The 19,476-nt window shown below is 36.7% G+C and carries 15 protein-coding genes and 1 pseudogene; 2 read left to right on the forward strand and 14 right to left on the reverse strand.

Annotation, left to right across the window (positions count from 1 at the left end; all coding sequences use genetic code 11):
• From ACVBAX_RS23860 to ACVBAX_RS23890, 7 genes are all read right to left on the reverse strand, one after another.
• Positions 1 to 1,044 (reverse strand): HEAT repeat domain-containing protein, encoded by a 1,044-nt coding sequence (locus ACVBAX_RS23860; protein WP_447119341.1) that lies wholly within the window; start codon positions 1,042 to 1,044, stop codon positions 1 to 3.
• Entirely contained in the window at positions 1,041 to 2,666 is a 1,626-nt protein-coding gene (locus ACVBAX_RS23865; RefSeq protein WP_447119343.1) for a diguanylate cyclase, read from the reverse strand. The genes ACVBAX_RS23860 and ACVBAX_RS23865 overlap by 4 nt, the downstream gene beginning before the upstream one ends.
• Positions 2,667 to 2,769: 103 nt before the next feature.
• Positions 2,770 to 3,564 carry a pyrroline-5-carboxylate reductase gene (gene proC, locus ACVBAX_RS23870; protein ID WP_447119345.1) on the reverse strand — a complete coding sequence of 265 codons (795 nt, stop codon included), beginning with the start codon at positions 3,562 to 3,564 and terminating at the stop codon, positions 2,770 to 2,772.
• Positions 3,565 to 3,710: 146 nt separating this feature from the next.
• Positions 3,711 to 4,034 (reverse strand): hypothetical protein, encoded by a 324-nt coding sequence (locus ACVBAX_RS23875; protein ID WP_447119347.1) that lies wholly within the window; start codon positions 4,032 to 4,034, stop codon positions 3,711 to 3,713.
• A gap of 123 nt (positions 4,035 to 4,157) precedes the next feature.
• Entirely contained in the window at positions 4,158 to 4,481 is a 324-nt protein-coding gene (locus tag ACVBAX_RS23880; protein WP_447119349.1) for an STAS domain-containing protein, read from the reverse strand.
• A gap of 248 nt (positions 4,482 to 4,729) precedes the next feature.
• A complete protein-coding gene (locus ACVBAX_RS23885) occupies positions 4,730 to 6,310 on the reverse strand; it encodes a response regulator transcription factor (RefSeq protein WP_447119351.1) in 1,581 nt (526 codons plus the stop codon).
• A 122-nt stretch (positions 6,311 to 6,432) separates the two neighbouring features.
• On the reverse strand, positions 6,433 to 7,050 hold the full coding sequence (locus tag ACVBAX_RS23890; protein WP_447119353.1) for an NUDIX hydrolase: 618 nt from the start codon (positions 7,048 to 7,050) through the stop codon (positions 6,433 to 6,435).
• A gap of 171 nt (positions 7,051 to 7,221) precedes the next feature.
• On the opposite strand from ACVBAX_RS23890, the gene ACVBAX_RS23895 reads away from it, so the two are divergent.
• Together ACVBAX_RS23895 and ACVBAX_RS23900 are read left to right on the forward strand one after the other, a co-directional pair.
• Positions 7,222 to 8,031 carry a uroporphyrinogen-III synthase gene (locus ACVBAX_RS23895; RefSeq protein ID WP_447119355.1) on the forward strand — a complete coding sequence of 270 codons (810 nt, stop codon included), beginning with the start codon at positions 7,222 to 7,224 and terminating at the stop codon, positions 8,029 to 8,031.
• Positions 8,032 to 8,108: 77 nt separating this feature from the next.
• A complete protein-coding gene (locus ACVBAX_RS23900; RefSeq protein WP_447119357.1) occupies positions 8,109 to 8,855 on the forward strand; it encodes a sirohydrochlorin chelatase in 747 nt (248 codons plus the stop codon).
• Between the two features lie 29 nt (positions 8,856 to 8,884).
• Here ACVBAX_RS23900 and ACVBAX_RS23905 read toward each other — a convergent pair whose 3' ends face one another.
• The 7 genes and pseudogenes from ACVBAX_RS23905 to yhbH all read right to left on the reverse strand — a co-directional run bounded on the left by ACVBAX_RS23905 (position 8,885) and on the right by yhbH (position 18,941).
• Entirely contained in the window at positions 8,885 to 9,970 is a 1,086-nt protein-coding gene (locus ACVBAX_RS23905) for a metallophosphoesterase (RefSeq protein ID WP_447119359.1), read from the reverse strand.
• Positions 9,971 to 9,986: 16 nt separating this feature from the next.
• Entirely contained in the window at positions 9,987 to 10,652 is a 666-nt protein-coding gene (locus ACVBAX_RS23910; protein ID WP_447119361.1) for an NAD(P)H-binding protein, read from the reverse strand.
• A 324-nt stretch (positions 10,653 to 10,976) separates the two neighbouring features.
• A pseudogene (locus ACVBAX_RS23915) lies at positions 10,977 to 11,215 on the reverse strand (transposase); the annotation flags it as partial.
• A gap of 296 nt (positions 11,216 to 11,511) precedes the next feature.
• Positions 11,512 to 14,088 (reverse strand): diguanylate cyclase, encoded by a 2,577-nt coding sequence (locus ACVBAX_RS23920; RefSeq protein ID WP_447119363.1) that lies wholly within the window; start codon positions 14,086 to 14,088, stop codon positions 11,512 to 11,514.
• 162 nt (positions 14,089 to 14,250) lie between these two features.
• The gene (locus tag ACVBAX_RS23925; RefSeq protein WP_447119365.1) at positions 14,251 to 15,663 is read right to left on the reverse strand and encodes a 6-phospho-beta-glucosidase; all 1,413 of its coding nucleotides are present in this window, start codon (positions 15,661 to 15,663) and stop codon (positions 14,251 to 14,253) included.
• Positions 15,664 to 15,693: 30 nt separating this feature from the next.
• On the reverse strand, positions 15,694 to 17,634 hold the full coding sequence (locus ACVBAX_RS23930; RefSeq protein ID WP_447119390.1) for a beta-glucoside-specific PTS transporter subunit IIABC: 1,941 nt from the start codon (positions 17,632 to 17,634) through the stop codon (positions 15,694 to 15,696).
• 137 nt (positions 17,635 to 17,771) lie between these two features.
• Positions 17,772 to 18,941 carry a sporulation protein YhbH gene (yhbH, locus tag ACVBAX_RS23935; protein ID WP_447119370.1) on the reverse strand — a complete coding sequence of 390 codons (1,170 nt, stop codon included), beginning with the start codon at positions 18,939 to 18,941 and terminating at the stop codon, positions 17,772 to 17,774.
• Between the last annotated feature and the right edge of the window lie 535 nt (positions 18,942 to 19,476).

The raw sequence follows: 19,476 nt of genomic DNA on the forward strand, positions 1-19,476 counted from the left end.
TTAAATTTCCCCTTTTTGAAGCCACTCTGCCGCAATATCTCTAGCATACGGATCATGCGAGATTTCCATTATTTTTATTAATCGTTCTTTTCCTTTTGGTAGCTTTGTATATGATTGAGCGGCTTGGGAACGAACCCACCAATTGCGATCATGAATTAAAGTTGCTAAAATGTCGTACGAGGACTCCGAAGGAAAAAAATGAATTAACTTAGCAAGTAGCATTCTCTCCTGCCACTCTGAACTCTCCCTTAAAGGGTAAAACTGTTCAATATCGGTGGTAAATCCTATAGATGCAATGGCCTTAAGTGCACGAATTCTCGTCTCTCCCTTATACGAATGGAATATCTTTTCCACAAAAGAGAGATACGAGAGTTCTTTTCTAATTGAAATGATTTCAAGTGTAGACCATTGAAGGGTTGAATGACATTCAGAAAACCTCTCAACGAGCAAACGGAAGGAATTTTCATCTAATTTGAACAAAATACTTCTATAATCAAAATCTGTTAAATCAGTGTACCTTTTATTCACAAACTCAAAAACTTCTTCAAACAGATCCGTTGCTGCTAAAAAACGAATACTGACAATCACTTCTTCTTTCGTTATAGAACGCCTTTGCAAAAGCTGTCTCACATCAGCTGAGAGCCTATGCATATGAAAATCTTCAATATGATAGAGGGCATTGATTCGTTTGCTCCAACTTCTACCTTTTAATACTTTTCTGTACCCTTCTAATAAATATCTATCTGCCAAAGCAGTAAGAGATTGGAGCTCCATTGTTCCAACGACTGTATCTGAGTAGCTTTTTAATAACTCCTCCATTGCTTTCAAGGAAAAACGGTCTCGATTAGTCATCTCATATACTTTACCTTCAGAAATGCTTTCAAACAGAGAAGTTTCTAACTCCAGTTTTATTGTTTTAACCTTAAGATTTCCCTGATTTTCTACCGTTTTCCGAATAATTAAATAAAGTAAGATGAGTAGTAGTAAGATAAGTATAAAAATGGTTGCATAAAAGAGAACAATTATTTCATTAGAAATCATCATTTAGTTATCCTTTGAATAAAGCTATAGATTCTCGCTTGAAGATCCTGAATACTAAAAGGTTTTGTCACATAGTCATCCGCTCCGAGTTTAAGTGAACGAGCAATATCTTGTTCATTTTTCCGTCCCGTAAGCATAAGTACATGGAATTGTTTTCTTTTCCTCCCTGACTTCACTCGTTGAAGTACTTCAGTTCCATCCATCACAGGCATTACTCCATCGAGAACAAGAAAATGCTGACCGGAAATTTCATGCCTCCCTGAGTCAAAAAATCCCACCCCATTTTCAAAAGAACAAATATCTAGATCAACAAATTCAAATTCCATACTTTGAAGAATTTTTGTTATCATCGTCCGAATAATTACATCATCATCAATGAGGGATACATGTAGAGTTTTCTTGGCTGCTCCAAGGTTTAATTGATTAGCACTTTCAACTCTTGCTCTCCCATTTTCTTTTGCTAAATACAGTGCTTGATCAGCTGTTTGAATCACAGTCTTACTGTCCATTTTTTCATCTAAAACCATAAAAACTCCAGCTGAGAACGAAATATAAAAAGTTTTTCCGTTTTCGGTAAAAGGGGTGTTAAAGAATTTTTCTAACAACCTAGTAAGAACGTTCTTTACATCCGTATCATTGGTTCTAGGAAATAAAATCACAAATTCCTCTCCCCCGTATCGAAAGACCGAATCCGTCCCTCTTACATGTTCCTTTAGGAATTGAGCAAATGTCTGTAACACTTTATCTCCTACGCTATGTCCATATGTATCATTTACCCTTTTAAAGTAATCTAGATCAAGTACGGCTACTGTAAAATAAGTGCTAGATCTCTCAATATCAACGAGACACCTCCTTAAAGAATCGTTTAAAAATCTGCGATTATACACCTGTGTAAGTTCATCAATCATGACGGATTGTTCAAATAACTTTTTTCTATTTAGTTGACGCTTTACTCGCAGAACAAACTCCTCAAGGTCTAATGGCTTTTCTATAAAATCATCTGCACCAGATTTAATAGCCTTTATTCGTGTCTCCCGGTCGTTTGCAATACTAATCATGACAGTCGGAATAAACATTTTTTCAAGGTGGTGATTAAGACCTTCCAAAAGCTGAAAACCATTTGTTCCCGGAAGATTAACATCTATGATTAAACAATCAGGTTGCAGTTCATAAAACAATTCTTTTCCTACTTCCGCATCTGTATGCGCAACTACGATCCATCCCTTTTCTTCAAGTGTATCCTTTAATAAGATGAGCATGGAAATATCATCATCAATCACTTGAATAAGAGGTGTCCCCTCATCTCTAGTAATAGGCTGAGAAACATCTACCGTCTCAAAATGTTCATACTGATAACTTAAATCCATTAACTCGTAAAGGAAATCATGTAGCTCCTGTTTCTCCCATTGAAGCTTTGTATCATTACGTTCAATCTCATTCATTAAATTTGTAACAAGAGTAAATAATCCACCTAAATCAATGGTGCCTGCTGTACCTTTAATGGAATGTAGAAAAAGAAAAAGTTCATCTTTCGTGGCAGGTTTATTAGGTTCCTTCTCAAACCAAATGGAAAGCTGATCCTTAATTTTTTTGAAAAGAAGGAGTTTATATTTGTCCATATTCATTACAAACACCCCCCTAAAGGATAATCAGCGAGATTATGCTTATATTCCCCATTTTCAATCCTATTACACATCCCTAAACTCCTCTTCATTCGTTTTCTGTTAATTAGATAACTTTTTCTGTGCAACTCTCCATCGCTGAAAGAATGGAGGCACGAAAGCCTGTTTCTTCTAAGGCTGCTACTGCTTCGATGGTAGCACCACCTGGGGTACAAACCTGATCCTTCAATACACCTGGGTGTAGTCCTGTCTCTAAAACCATCTTAGCAGCACCAAGAACTGCCTGAGCAGCCATTCTATAGGACTTGTCACGTGCTAGCCCTTGCTTAACAGCACCATCTGCTAATGCTTCAATCATCATGTACACATAAGCAGGTGAAGAACCACTAATCGCTGGAACACTGTTCATTAACGACTCTGGAAATACTTCAACCTTTCCTAAAGACTCAAATATATGGGAAACCTGCTCTCTTTCATCGTTTAAAACAAGATGATGAAAACACAGCGCTGTCATTCCTTCTCCAACAAGGGAAGGAGTATTGGGCATAGCTCTAACAACCTTTACTTGTCTTTCAAATAATTGCTCTAAGAACTGTAATGTAATACCTGCTGCAATGGTAACGACTATCGTATTAAAGGATATCACTGTTCTAATTTCCTCAATAACCTCTTTATGTAAATCTGGTTTTACAGCTATTACTATAATATCGGCCCATTTTCCAATTTCTTTATTATTGGTAGTTGTTTCAACCCCAAACAACTCTTTTACCTTAGTTAATGTAGTTTCTGTCTTCGCACTTACCCGGACGATATTTTTTTCCATATTACTTTTACTAAGTAGCCCCGTTAATATTGCTTGTCCCATTTTCCCACAGCCAATAAATCCAATTTTATTACCCAATATATTCACACCTTTTTATCTATAATTTACTTGTTATTATACGTTACTTTCACTTTGACCACTAAAATTAATGTCGATTTTTCTGTAGTTTTGAACAAAAAAATATCCTGACACTTTTGAGTCAGGATGGGTGTTTCTTCAATTATTTATATCGTAAATGTTAGGACAACATTTTGCGGGATTTCTGCTATAACTTGATTATTTTTTTTGATGGTACCACAAGCTGGCATTTCAAAGGAAAATTCTGTTACACCTGGAGGAATCACACCATTCCCTTTTAATTGTTCAAAAACCTTTTCCATTGCTAGTTCCGGCTCAATCTTTTCTTCTGACCCTTCTACAGTAAAGCAATCTACACAGGTATGAATGATCTGTTCAGTAATTTCCTCTTGCACAAACACCATCTTAGCTCCTGCCATCTGTTCTACTTCTTGATTATTCAGTTCAATTATCGTTGTAATATTCATCAATAATCCCCTCCTATAGGTCCACTATTATTATAGAAAATGTAGTGGTTATAGGGTGAATTATTTCCATTCATTCACTATTTTTTCAAATGTTTTTGACAAAAAAATGGCGATTGATAAAATTACTTATTGATTAAAAAATTGAGTCGCCTCTTCTTCCGTAACAAAGAGATGAATAAATGAGCCAAACTTAACAATTTCAAAGATCTCAGAAATTGGTTCCTTTATGTTTGCTACAACCAGCTCTTTCCCCTGCCTTCTTGCTTGCATAACTGCATCAGCAATCACTCCAAGTCCTGAACTGTTTATATACCCAACACCCTTTAAACTTAAAATAAGTTTTTTCTTTTCAGTCTGAATAAACGATTGTAACTCCTCTCGAAAAAGGTCAGCCGTTTTTAATGTTACATCCTGGTTCCAATCATAGGTGATAATTTCTTGATTAGCCATTGTCAAAACTCCTTTGAAAAAACTTTTTCACTCAAGCATTCTATATCTATTATAAATCAATCACTATAATTCTCCATTCCCTATCTCTCCTATCTTTCTTCCAAACGCAACTCATCTCCTAGAGCAACACTCCTAAAATTCTTATTAATAAAATAGCTCTTTTTTAATAGATAGGAGAAGAATGCTATAAATAATTTTCTTTCATAGTCTCTTCTTCTTATAATAAAGAAAAACTCCCAACCGGGAGCTTAGGTATAAAACTGAAGCTGATAAATGGTTGAAAACAATTGTCTTCGATCCGTGATGTTTAATTTTTGGAATATATTTGAGATATGGTTTTTCACGGTGTGTGCACTAATAAAAAGTGCATCAGCAATTTCTTGATTGTTATAACCTTTTAACATCCATTGTAGGATTTCATTTTCTCTATTAGTTAGCAGGTTCTTAATGGATTCTGGAACATTCAATGATTGGCCATTTTCAGTTTGTTCCTTATTTGTTTCATGAAATTTAGCCATTCCAATGCTCAATAAATTGGAAAGTATCTCTAAATAGACCTCTAACTCATTTGTAACATTCTCCACTTTCACACATAATACTGCTTCTACTTGCTGATTAACAAGAATGGGACATTCAATCATTGAACCAAAAGAGAAGTTTCTTATGCGGTTATGTGTTTCACCCTGTCCCCGAAACAAACTTTCAGATACATCTTTTTTATATACTTCTAGTTGATTCTTTGATAACTGATCACCATTAAGACTTTCATACGTCTCGTCCCTCAGTACTACAATTGCAAATGAATCTTTTACTAAATGATCTGTCATATCTAAGATTAAGAACAGCAACTCTCTGACACTCTTCAAATCAATCATTAACTTACTCATATCAATGACTCTAGAGAGCTTTGTTAAATGGTGAAAACCTACTATCTTTAATTGACGTTTCGCCTGATAAACAGCAAACATTCCTCTTATAACATCTATTGTTTGAAGATTTTTACGGGAAATTCTGTCTTTCTGTTCACTAATTAAAATAATGGCTCCTTGTGAATCAAGTTCATTTTTAACAGGAAAAAAATAAACAGACTTAGGCTTAATTTCATAAGCATATAGAAAAGAAAGTCGAGGATCAAACTGTATATTTTCAATGCTTTGGTAGTCGCCTTTGTCTAGAGCACTTTGCAATAAATCTGTTATCATATCTAGCTTTAGATTACCGAGCCGCTCTTCATTCTTACCCTTTGAATGTTCCAGTACCCATTGCTCGTTCCGATTTTGTGTAACATAACAAAGCAAATCAACATCGTCTATATTTTCATAAAGCTGCTCAAACAGACTTGCAATTTGAAGATTTTCTCGATTCATATGTAAAAGTAATTGTTGCAGTGAATGAAAGCGTTGTGTTTCCAGTTCTTTTACAAAAAAAGCACAGCAAACGGTATCCATCTTTTGTAATGTATCTAGTAATACATCTGTTTCATCTATAGTAAGAACTTTTATTACCTTTACGGCTTCTTCCCATTTTCTATCGTTAAAAATAGATACAAGATGTTCCTTACTAATATTTCCTTCTACAAATACTGAGGTTAATATATAACCATAAATCGTTCCATCTACTTTAACTGGTACAATTGCTATTTTTAGACCTGTTGCCTCCCCATTATGAAGGAGTAAGTAGGTGATAGGTTTAGTAATAGTTGAAGAAGTGACAACTTGATTAATTTGTTGACGAAAAGCAATATCCTCATTGATAAATAGGTATTCTGTAACCGGATCAATCCCGGATAAGGATGTCAGATACTCTCCTTTCGCACTTACAATAACCAAACCCATCCTCGACAGAGAGACATACGCTTCTTGTACATGTGATAATAGCTCTCTCGTTTTCAGTTCTTCGTCACCTCCTGAGGTGTTTTTTTATTTATGATGTGACTACTGGTGTGGTGCCATTATTCTTCAATTACCTGAATAAAATGTCTAACGACCCTTGCAGTCAACCCCCATATCACCTTATCTTCAAAATAGTAAAAACACTCTTCCATTCTTTTCATTTGCCAATTATAGTCTTTCCCACCAACAATGGAATCATAAGGAAAACCTGGTTCTGGTTCTAACCGAGCATTTACATAATGAATATCAGGTTGCGTCTGTTTAAAAAATGCAAGTGGTACAGTGAAGATATGGTCTACCTCTTTATGATTTACATGCAGGTCACCAATTGTATCTATGACTCCAACAAATGGATAAATAATATTGCCGTACGGAGATACGATGAAATCTAGTGGTACAACCTGAGATATACTTCCTTCCTTTAAGCCTAATTCCTCATATGTCTCCCTCATGGCAGTTTCCGTGTGGTCCTTATCTGTTTCATCCTTTTTCCCCCCAGGAAAACAAACCTCACCCGGTTGTCTCCTTAATGAAAAAGCTCGGACCTCAAATACAAGATGTATTTCATTATTTATATATACAAGAGGAAGCAAAACGGAATAGGTGGAGAAGTTCTCACTTCCTAAAACAAAAGGACTTCTTTCCGACAACTTTAATATAATTTTTTCAAGGTCCATCACCCTTCACCTCCAAGTCAAAATCATTTCTATATTATAACGAACTTTTTTCGAACAAGAAATAAGCCTGCTTATTGCAAATATCTACAAAAAACTTTGTTTTAAGGAGGCTTACTTTCGTTATTGATGCTAAAATGATTCTAACTATTCTAACAGAAAGAAGGGATATACATGAAAAAACTAGAGAACAAGCGAGTGGTTATTGCAGGTACGAGAAAAACGGATGAAATCAGTAAGATTATTATCAATCAAGGGGGAATCCCCGTTCTTCGCCCCTCACAAGGTACAACTAGATTGGATGATTCAAATATAGAGGGTGAAATCTCGAAATTACTTGGTGGAAGCTATGATTGGCTTATTTTCACTACAGGTATTGGGCTTACCATTCTTTTAGAAACAGCTGAGAAGATGCAAAAAAAGAATGAATTTATTTCCAAGCTCAAAGAAAGTAAAATTGCTGCTAGAGGATATAAGACGGTAAATGTTTTAAAAACGCTCGGTATTACTCCCATTGTGAGAGATGACGATGGAAGTACAGCTGGACTGGTACGTTCCCTTTCTACAAGTGAGAAATTTGTTAAAGGGACACGAGTAGCACTTCAACTGCATGGTGACCCTGCTCCACTTCTTATAAAATTTCTTGAGGATAACGAAGCCACATACCATGAAATTCTTCCATATATTCATACACCGCCAAGTGAAGAAGTCATTGATTTATTACTCTCAGAAATTATTGAAGGGAGCATTGATGCAGTAAGCTTTACGAGCACCCCACAAGTACGGTTCTTATTTGCCCATGCGGAAAAAAAGGGACAGACTACGACACTGCTTAATGGGTTTGAAAATAAAGTTGTGGCTCTAGCTGTTGGAAAAGTCACCGCTCAAGCACTAAAAGAACATGGTGTTAACCGTGTCATTTTCCCAGAAACAGAACGAATGGGAAGTGCCATTATTTGCTTAGCAGACTATTATTCTAAGTAACATACAGTTGCTTGCTCACTATCCCAGCAACTGATATACTTCGAAATAATTATCAACTTAGGGGTGTGGAGTAAAAAATGGAAGCCGTCGTTTATATAAGTCATGGTAGCCGCTCAAAGAATTGGAATGAACAATTTATTTCATTTATAACAGAAACGATGAAAGAAAATATTGCTCCTATACAAGCATATGGTTTTTTTGAACTTGCTACGCCCTCTATTGGGGAAGCGATAGAGTCTTGTATACAAAAGGGAGCCACGACCGTGACTATCGTGCCTGTATTATTATTATCTGGTAATCACGCTTTAATAGATATACCAACCGAAATTGCTGATTCTCAAGCACAATTCCCTACAATACCCATTATGTATGCAAATGTTCTAGGAAGCGATCGTTTGTTTCTACCAGCAATCATGGATAAGCTTCAAGAAAAAGGCTATCAACAAACACAGGATGAACTTGTTTTACTAGTTGCCCATGGAAGTGGTCATGAAGAAACTATTCAAGAACTTTCACAATTAACAAAGGTAGTTAGAGAAGAATTAGAGACCCCTGTTGAATGGGGATATTTAAGTAGAGATCCGCATTATTTGAAGAAGCTTGAAATGACTTTATTAAAGGAGTATCAAAAGGTTTATATTGTCCCACACTTTTTATCAAAAGGTGGATTCACGGACAAAATCGAGAGACAACTGCAAGAAGCTTTTCCTAAAGAATTTGGTAACCAAATTCTTTTATGCAATCCAACTGGATACCATGAACTACTTCATACCATGATTCAAAGTCGAGCAAGAACCCCAAAGAAACCGACTATTAAACAATAAAAGGATAGCAATTAGCTATCCTTTTCATTTTACCTTGTAAAAGTAAGATTAATTACAAACACTTCCGATTGACTCCCTAGTCTGAGTGGCGGACCCCATATACCAAATCCAGATGAGACAAAGGTATGTAATTGTTCCATTTTTTCATACCCATAATCATTTTCGTAAAGAAGATTTGTCACAATACTTGCAGGAAAGAGTTGCCCTTTATGTGTATGTCCTGACAGCATAACATCAATTCCTTGTTTACTAGCTTCCGAAAAGTCAATTGGTTGATGATCAAGCATGATGAGAGGCTTACTTTTATCAAGCCCGATTAGGTATTCCTTTAACTGTTGTCTACTTTCGTCAGTAGGATCCTTTCTACCAATTATATATAGGTTTTCCACTTGCGCCCATTCATCCATTAATACCTTTATACCAACCTTATCCATTTCAGTCAGTATTTCTTTTGTGTCCTCACCGTAATAATCATGATTGCCAAGGACAGCGTATACTCCTAGGGGTGCATCCAGCTTTTCCATTACTTCACCCATATTTTGTTTTAAATATGGTTCAATATAATCATCGATTAGATCTCCAGGAATTAATATAATATCAGGATTTTCCTTTTCTGCAATTGACACTAGCTTTTCTAAATGGTCCTTTCCAACAAGAACACCCGCATGGATATCTGAAGCCATTAACAACTTTAATTCTTTTCGTTCCCCAACTGTTTTATCAACCTCGATATCAAAAGTATGTATAATCGGGTTCCATGCAAGATAGGAGCCATATATTAATACAAATAAATAAAATAGTCCAACTAAATTACCAGCCCATATTATTGATCTTTTACCCAAAAAATAGACAAGAAGATTGGTAAGCGGAAGAATAATTAAGCTGTACCCAACAACAGCTAACCATAATCCACTTACAATCTTAAATAAATAGATAGGTAACAACTGCCCCGCAAAAACGGACAATGATAAACAAATCACAATGACAGTGTAGATTTTCTTCCATTGAAATAGATTTCTTGCTTTTAGCCAAACCCAGCCAGTATATCCAATATAAAAACAAATGGCACTATATACAAGAATAGCTAAAACAATGGCACCAATCATTAAAAGCATATGTATAAATCCTTTCTCATGTAGTTATCTTTCTTTGAAGCATATCAGAAGGATAGATATTCACACCCTGCCGATTAGTTTGTGCAATTGAATACATTGATTGCGCTACCTGTCTTCCTTCTATTGCTTTTACCTTTAATAAAGGACCTACAAACACAAATGATACCGCTTGGAAAATCGTTGCAGCGATTTTCTCTCCTAAGCGAAACTCGTGTCTATTCCCCAGCAATAGTGATGGGCGAACAATTGAGATTGTTTGGAATGGTACGGTTGACAGCTCTTCCTCTAATTTCCCTTTCATTTGTGAATACCATATTTTCGAAGAAGGATTGGCATTCATGCTACTGATTAAAAGAAAATGTTTGGCACCCAGTCTCTGTGTTAGTCTAGCAAGGGCAAGAGGATAATCAGCATCTATCTTTTTCATCACTTCTTTTGTTTTTGCTTTTTTAATGGTTGTTCCTAAACAACAAAAAACATCATCTGCTATCATCTGTTCGGAATATTGTTCAAGATGATCAAAATCAATTATTACTTCATTAAGTTTTGGATGTTTTATGGAAAGAGATCTTCTTACAATAGCAGTCACTGTTTCATATTCCTTTGCCTCAAGCAATATATGTAAAAGTTCATTCCCAACAAGTCCTGTAGCACCAGCTATTAAAGCCTTTTTCGCTTCCATGATAACACTCCTTTCTATCGTACCTCTCTATTATCGTAGGAAAAGAAAACAATTATCAACTTTTAAGCTGTAGAAAAAGCCCTTCTCACTACCTTTTGTCATTTTTTTGCTTGGAATGGTGGGAAAAAGGCTGATTTCCGCTCCGGGTGCTTGCTTTCCGGGGGGCGGGCGTTGAGCCTCCTCGTCGCTGACGCTCCTGTGGGGTCTCAACTGTCCCGCTGATCCCCCAGGAGTCAAGCACCCTCCGCTTCAATCAGCAGGTTTACTCTTAAAACTTTGACTTAAAAATCATGAAATGACATAAAGAGTCATCGTCAAGCACCCTCCTAAAAACCATCTATAACCCACGTTTGTTTCAATCTCTTTGTTGGTTTGACGTATAGAACGTATAACGAATATGTATTGGATAAAGACCATCTTAAACAAAACAACAGGATCAATATTCGAGCGACCGAGGTCTGATTAGAGATCTTTAAACAGTGAATAGATGAACGAAAAATCAATAGAAGATTCAACTTTTCGTACTATACGATCTTCTGAACTAACTGGTATATGACTAACACTTCTAACTGTTGTGTTCGTTAAAAGGTAATCTCTAGATTTTTATAATTAATGAACTAAACTTTATTAGATTGGAGCGGAGGTTGGCGACTCCTGCGGGAAAAGCGGGACAGCCGAGACCCTGGACTGAGCATAGCGAGGGAAGCGGCTCGGCCCCGCCCGCGGAAAGCGTCCAACCGGAGTGGAAATCTACCAGTACCGTTAACTTTTTCCAAATGAAAATAGACTTTAGTTAGACTCAATATTCATTGAGTTTGTCTAAAGTCTGAAGCCCTCGTAATGGTAAGAGGGCTTTGATTTAACTGGATATTTTCCTTATTTGTTGTTCCGGGATACTTGTTTTCATTGCTCTTAAAAACGCTTGAACAAGCTCTGGGTCATACAGTGAATTCATTTGGCTGTGAATTTCAAACAGTGCTTTTTCAGTTGGAATCCCTTTTTTATACACTCGTTCTTCTGTCATAGCTGAGAAAGAGTCAACGATTCCTAATAAACGAGCGTTCAATGGAATTTCCTTTTCTTTTAATCTATGGGGATAACCAGAACCATTCCATCTCTCATGATGATAAAGGACTCCCTCTAATATTTCCTTTTTAAATGGGAAATCTCCATGTCTTTGCAATTTTTCTACACCTAAGATGGGATGCTGTTTAATAATAGTATATTCCTCTTCTGTTAATCGACTAGTCTTCCGTAGAATACTCTGCGGAATATCCAATTTCCCGATATCATGGAGCAAAGCTGTCAAATAGAGCTTTTCCCGTTCCTTCTCACTAACACCTAGCTCTTTAGCAAGTAAAATTGCATAATGAGCCACACGATTAGAATGCTCCCAAGTATGAGTATCCTTTGAATGCAATAAATTGATATATTCCTGGACTGGGTCTTTTACTATGACCGATTCCATTATTCTTTCACTAACGTCAACCGTGCGTGTTTCTTCATCTTTATAAGACTCTACTCGGTTCCTACCATTTCTCTTGGCAATATAAAGTGCTTTATCCGCATACTCTAACAGTTGTTTTGCCGAAGAGTCTTCTGAAGGTATAATGGACGCAACACCCAGACTAGCAGTAATCATTGGAGACACCTTAGATTTTTCATGCTTGATTTGTAAAGAGAGAATTCCTTTTCTAATCTCTTCAGCAATAGTGGTTGCCTCTAATAATCCAGTATCGGGAAGTAATATAACAAATTCCTCTCCGCCATATCTTGCACCAAAGTCCGTTGTCCGTGGCAATTCTCGAACCATTAACCTGGCCACCTTTTTCAAACAGTCATCCCCTTGTTGATGACCGTAATGATCATTAAAAAGCTTAAAGTGGTCAACATCTAATAAAATGGCAGACAACGGAGATGATGTTTGGGCCATACATCCTTTATCCCACTCAAAAGCAAGGCGCTCATCAAATGAACGACGATTATTTATCCCTGTCAATCCATCAACAGAAGATAGCTTTAGCAACAAGTCATTGGCCTCAACCAGTTTCTGTTCAGCCAACTTACGTTTCGTTATATTACTTTGTATCGTGACAAATTGGTGGACTTCTCCTTCCTCACTCAATAGAGGAACAATTACAGAATCAACCCAATAATAACTTCCATTTTTTGATTTATTGCGTAACTCTCCACGCCAAACTTCTTTTCTGCTCAACGTTTCCCACATCGTTTTATAAAAACTCTGTGGATGATAACCAGAGTTTAGAAGCTGCTGTGGTTTTCCTATAAGCTCTTCCTTTGTATAACCTGAAATGCTACAAAATAAATCATTAACCTTTAAGATAACACCCGTCGGATCGGTAACCATTACAACAACAGATTCATCCATAGCAAATTTAATATTTTCTAATTCCTTTAGAGTTTTGCTCAGTATTTGATCTGATTTATGACGTTCTGTTATATCTGTCATTGTTCCAAATGTGCCTAATAAGTTCCCCTCATTGTCATAAGAAAATGAAATATTCAGCTCCATCCAAAGTACGTCATGCCTTTTGGTGTAAAATTTAATTTCCAAACGTGTCCGAGCTTGTTTTTCATCTATCAACTTACTAATTTTATTAATGTTCGTTGTTCTTTCCTCGGGAACAACATAATAAAGATAATGTTTGTTTAAACTATCCTCCACCTTAAATAAGGTTAACTCCTCCCAAGCAGCATTGAGAAAAACAATCTTTCCCTCCCGATTCGTTTGGAAAATCACCTCTCTAACACTTTCTACTACGGTTTGAAATTTTTGTTTGGTTAGTGAAAGTTCACTCTGTTTAAGAAGGATTTCATCATGCTGTTCTGAAAGTTTTTGATTCTTCCTTTCAAGCTGGGTATATGCAACTCTTGATCGATGCACATGTAAGATTAAGTACATGGTAAAAGTACCTGTTAATGCACTTAGCATGGCAAAAGCCCAAAAGGGTGTTGAATCTTGATTTACATATCTATAATAATCGGAGTAGTAGCATAGAATGGTTACTAATGTAATGGAATACATCCATCTGTTCCAAATATTATCAATCTTTCTATTAAGAATTGAAAGTAAGAACCACATTCCTACTAAAAAATATACTGAGGGTTCATCAATAATTGCCCATCCTAATTTTACAGACAATCCCCCAAGAACAATGGTCATCGCACCGATTAATGCTGCTCCTCCACCGAATAATCCAATGATAAGAATAGGTAGATGATAGAAAGATAAGTCCACTTCCTGCGGTCCAGGTACAAACATCCATAGGAGTAGAGAAAATGCACCTGCCAACCCACCAGCAATTATTTTATGAGGCATTGGAGAAATTAGTGTAAGAATGTTTTTACTTAATTGGGCTGCAATAAAAAAATACGCTACTACCATTACTCCATCGAGAATTAAGTGATAAGGCATAAGCTGTTCCTCCTAAAAGTCAAACAAGACTTACTATTTATATCGGATGAACATGTTGGTTTTTGATGTTTTTTGTCGAATTAAACGAATTAAATAATGCTGTTTAGTGAAATAACGTTAAAAGGAAAGCTCCAGCTAACGAGCTTTCCTTTCCTATTTTGTCTATAAGTCTTCTCCATTGCTAGCAATGACTTTTTTATACCAATTAAAGCTTTTCTTTTTATATCGTTTGTTTGAGCCTTTTCCTTCACTGTCTCGGTCGACATAAATAAATCCGTAACGTTTTTTCAGTTCTGCCGTTGATGCACTAACTAAATCAATTGGTCCCCAAGAGGTATAGCCCATAATTTCGACGCCATCACCAATTGCTTTTTTCATTTCTTGAATATGTGCCTTCAGATAGTCAATTCGATAATCATCATTAACTGCCCCATCCTCTTCAAGCTTATCTACAGCGCCAAGGCCATTCTCAACAATAAACAAAGGCTTTTGATAGCGATCATATAATTGGTTACAAACAGTTCGAAGTCCTACAGGATCAATTTGCCATCCCCACTCGGAAGATTGTAAATATGGATTTTTTACGCCTGCCATTAAATTACCTGCTGTTTTCTCATTTTGATGTTCAGGAGCAGTACTTGCTACGAAAGACATGTAATAGCTGAAACCAATATAATCTACCGTATTCTCTTGGAGAAGTTTAAGGTCACCTTGTTCCATTTGAATAGTAATCCCCTTTTCCTCTAGATCATTCATCATATAGGTAGGGTAATAGCCTCTTGATTGTACGTCAGAGAAAACCAATGTTTTTCTATCCTGAGATAAAGCAGCAAACATATCCTCCGGCTTTGGACTATATGGGTACGTAAGCATAGAAGCAATCATACAGCCAATTTGAGCAGTTGGATCAATTTCGTGACCAATTTTTACAGCTAATGCACTTGCCACAAATTGATGATGTGCAGCTTGATAAAGCTCCTGCTCATTCCTCTCACCATTTTCAAATAATAATCCCCCACCTGTGAAAGGGGCATGAAATAGAACATTGATCTCATTAAAAGTCATATAATACCTTACTCTACCCTTAAAACGATTAAATAAGGTCCGTGCAAAATTCTCATAGTAGCCTATCAATTTTCTGTTTTTCCACCCACCATAATTTTTTACAAGCCCCAGTGGCATCTCATAGTGGGATATCGTTATTACGGGCTCAATATTATACTTTAACAATTCGTCGATCATTTGATCGTAAAATTGAAGCCCTTTTTCATTTGGCTCTGTTTCGTCCCCATTCGGAAAGATTCTGGTCCATGCAATAGAAAAACGGAACGCTTTAAAGCCCATTTCTGCAAATAAAGCGATATCTTCCTTATACTTGTGATAAAAGTCTATTCCCTCATGGTAAAGATTAAATTCCTTCATTGAAAAATCAGGTGGAAACATGATTCCTTTTGGAGATACATCAGCTGTTGATAGCCCTTTCCCATCAGCTTGGTAGGCCCCTTCTAGTTGGTTAGCAGCTACAGCGCCACCCCATAAAAATCCATCTGGAAACTTAATTTTCTTTACATTCAATATATCCACCTCAAATAATTAATTGTCTTATCACTCACGGTTTAGGTCTATTAATTGATCCCCTGACTTAATTTGTGTTTGATTGGTTTTTTCTAATGTGAATTGAGCATGGTTCGTTACAACTACAGGCGTAGTCACACTTAGTCCCTCTGCTTTAATTTTTTGTATATCAAACTCAATAAGAAGTTGTCCTTTTTCCACGAGTGAGTCCATTGATACATGAGAAGTAAAATATTTCCCTCCAAGTTCAACGGTATCCATACCAATATGAATTAATAACTCTACTCCTTCATCTGTTGTAAAACCAATAGCATGATTGGTAGGGAATAACGCTGTTACTCTTCCAGAAACCGGGGCAAATAACTTTCCTTCTGACGGTTCAATCGCCACGCCATCTCCAAGTGCACCAGAGGCAAAGGCTTGATCTTTTATGCTAGAAAGAGGCAATACTTCTCCAGTAAGTGGACTGAAAATAGTCACTTGTTTACTTTGAACTGCTACGGTTTGTGAAGCACTGGTTTGACTATCATTTTTCTGACTAGATGTATTATTTTCAACTGCTGAATTTTGTCCTTTTCCTAAACCAAATAAATAAGTTAAAATAAAGCCCAGCACAAAGGCAACAACTATAGATAAAATTAATCCCCAAATAGTAATGGCGGCTCCACCCTCAGGGTTAATGTGAGAGGGAATCCCAAAGATGCCCAAACCACCGATCATATAAAGCTTAACACCAGTTACTCCAATGATTCCTCCACCAACAGCGGCTGCAATACAGCTAAAAATGAAAGGTTTCTTCAGGGGTAAGGTGATTCCATATATAGCTGGTTCCGTTACGCCGAATATACCTGATATAAAGGCTGGAATACTCAAAGATTTTAACTTTTGCTGTTTCGTTTTCATCCATACACCTAAGACTGCTCCAATTTGGGCAAAGGAAGCGGCAAAGGTAGTTGCTAGTACCGGATCTGAACCGAGTGTAGTCAGATTGTTAATGGCAATAGGCACAAGTCCCCAGTGAAGTCCAAAAATAACAAATACTTGCCATAACCCACCTACAAAAATACCAGCAAGAATTGGACTTAAATTGTAGATAAATAAAGTAGCTTGTCCTAATATATTTCCTGCCCAAGTAGCCACTGGTCCAATTACGATAAATGTGATTGGAACAACTATTAGTAAGGTAAAGAATGGAACTAAGAATGCTTTTACTACATCTGGAATAACCTTTCTTAACCCTTTCTCGACCTTTGCTCCAAACCATGCCGCTAATATAATTGGAATAACAGAGGATGCGTAACTCATTAATATAACAGGAACACCCAGGAAGGTTATAAAAACCGGTGATTGGAACATGGATCCTGAAAATAATGTAAATAATGGATCTCCCCCTGTGAGGGTAGTTAAGGTCGGATAAACTAACGAAGCACCAATCGCCATCCCAATAAATGTGCTACCACCAAACTTCTTAATAGCGGTGTAGCCTAGAAAGATTGGGAAGTAATAAAATAACGAATCTCCAATCGCATTTAATATTTGATAGGTTCCAGAAGTAGTGTCAATCCATCCGAAAGTAACAAAAAGAGCATTAAACCCTTTAATCATCCCGGTCGCAGCTAACACTCCGAGAATTGGTGTGAAGATGCTTGCGATTATATCAATGAAGCGAGCAAATCCCCCTCCCTTTTCTCCTCCACCATCTTCTTCTACAGGGGATTGATTTTGAAATCCGCCTACCTCAACAACCGTTTTATATACATCAGGCACATGGTTTCCAATGACCACTTGATACTGCCCACCGCTTTTCATCACGGTAATGACGCCTTCCATATTCTTTAACGCATCGGTATTTGCTTTCCCCTCGTCTTTTAGCTTAAAGCGCAATCTTGTAATACAATGCACCACACTATTAACGTTTTCTTTCCCGCCAACATTTTCGATAATGTCTTTGGCCAATTGCTCGTACTTAATAAGGATCCCTTTTTTCTATCCAAAATAAAAACAAATGCACAATCTCCTTTGATATTTTGTTCAAATGGAAATAGCTTATACGAGTACCCATATTTTGCATTTATTCACTAAATAAAAAACCAGCCACACGGCTGGTTTTAAGCAAATTGTTTATTTTCTTCTTTCTTGAAGAAGCTTTTCATCGCATGGAACACATCGGATTTCTGTTTGAGGATATAGTATCTGAAGTCTTCATGTTTGATGTTTTTATACGCGGACATTAGGGTCGAGTGGCGGTTATATTGATTTACTTCTCCGTATCCAAACATATTGGACACTTTCATTAATTCCTCTACCAACTTCACACAACGTGCATTATCAGAGGTTAAGTTATCTCCATCTGAGAAATGGAATGGATAGATATTAAATTTCGCAGGATCGTATTTTGTTTCAATTAGCTCTAATGATTTTCGGTAAGCTGATGAACAAATCGTTCCTCCACTTTCTCCTTTAGAAAAGAAGTCCTCTTCAGAAACTACCTTAGCTTCAGTATGATGTGCAATAAACTCGATCTCTACTGTTTCGTACTTTGTTCGTAAAAATCTTGTCATCCAGAAGAAAAAGCTTCGAGCCATATACTTTTCCCAAAGGCCCATTGAACCACTTGTATCCATCATTGCTAACACAACTGCCTTGGAATCAGGCTTAATAATCTCATTCCAGGTTTTAAATTTCAAATCTTCTCTATAAATAGGATGAAAGCTGGCCTTACCTGTCATTGCATTTCGCTTATAAGCGGTCATCATCGTTCTTTTCTTATCAATGTTACCCATTAATCCTGTTTTTCGGATATCATTAAACTCAATATCCTCTACAACATTTTCGGACTTTTCCTTCTTTTTTAGATTAGGCAGTTCCAATTCCTTAAACAGTGCTTCCTCAATGTCCATTAAAGACACTTCTGCTTCAAAATAGTCTTCTCCCGCCTGATCTCCTGCACCTTGCCCTTTTCCAGGTCCCTTTTGATTTGCGGATCCATCTCTAGCTACGACATCACCAACTTGGCTTTCTCCATCTCCCTGGCCTACATGTTTGTTTTTATCATAATTATAACGAATTTTGTATTCATCCAGTGAGCGGATCGGGATTTTCACCACTTCTCGACCATTCGACATAACAATATTTTCCTCTGTTACTAGGTCTGGTAAATTGTTACGGATTGCTTCCTGAACCTTCTCCTGATGCCTCTGTTGGTCGTCATAGCCTTTTCGGTGGAGGGACCAGTCTTCTTGCGAAATCACATATTGATGGTTATTTACATCTGCCATAGTTTTAACCCTCCTAATTTTTTTGTCACCATTTTCACAAAACGCTCATACAATATCCCGAGTGTAAATTTGAGTGGGAAATGTTGATTACTCTATCATATGCAGGAGGACGCAATAATTTACAAATAATTTTGACAATGAGACATTTGCCCATAGTGACGGACAAGCCTATTTATTGCTATTCAAGTACATTAGAGGGGCTCTCCTCACCCTAAAAATTCACTGTAAGAAGATCTGACTGATTATATGAATAACTCTCCTGACTCCAAAATAATAAAACTTACTAATATTAATATTATTTCGAGAAAGAAAATATGTTTGTCTTTAAATGTGAAAAAAGAGCTAGTCTTTTAACTAGCTCAATAGTTCTTGAAGGATTCTATTAATTGACGCATGGTCTTCTGGAGTTAAGCACCTGAGCTTATAAATATACGGAGGTATTCCGTTTAATTAGTAATTTTTTTTAAAAAAAGCATAAATAACCGGAGATATTCCGCCTATTGACTTGAAAATTTTTAAAAAAGGACTTTTTGCT

This window comes from Robertmurraya sp. GLU-23, from assembly GCF_052983275.1.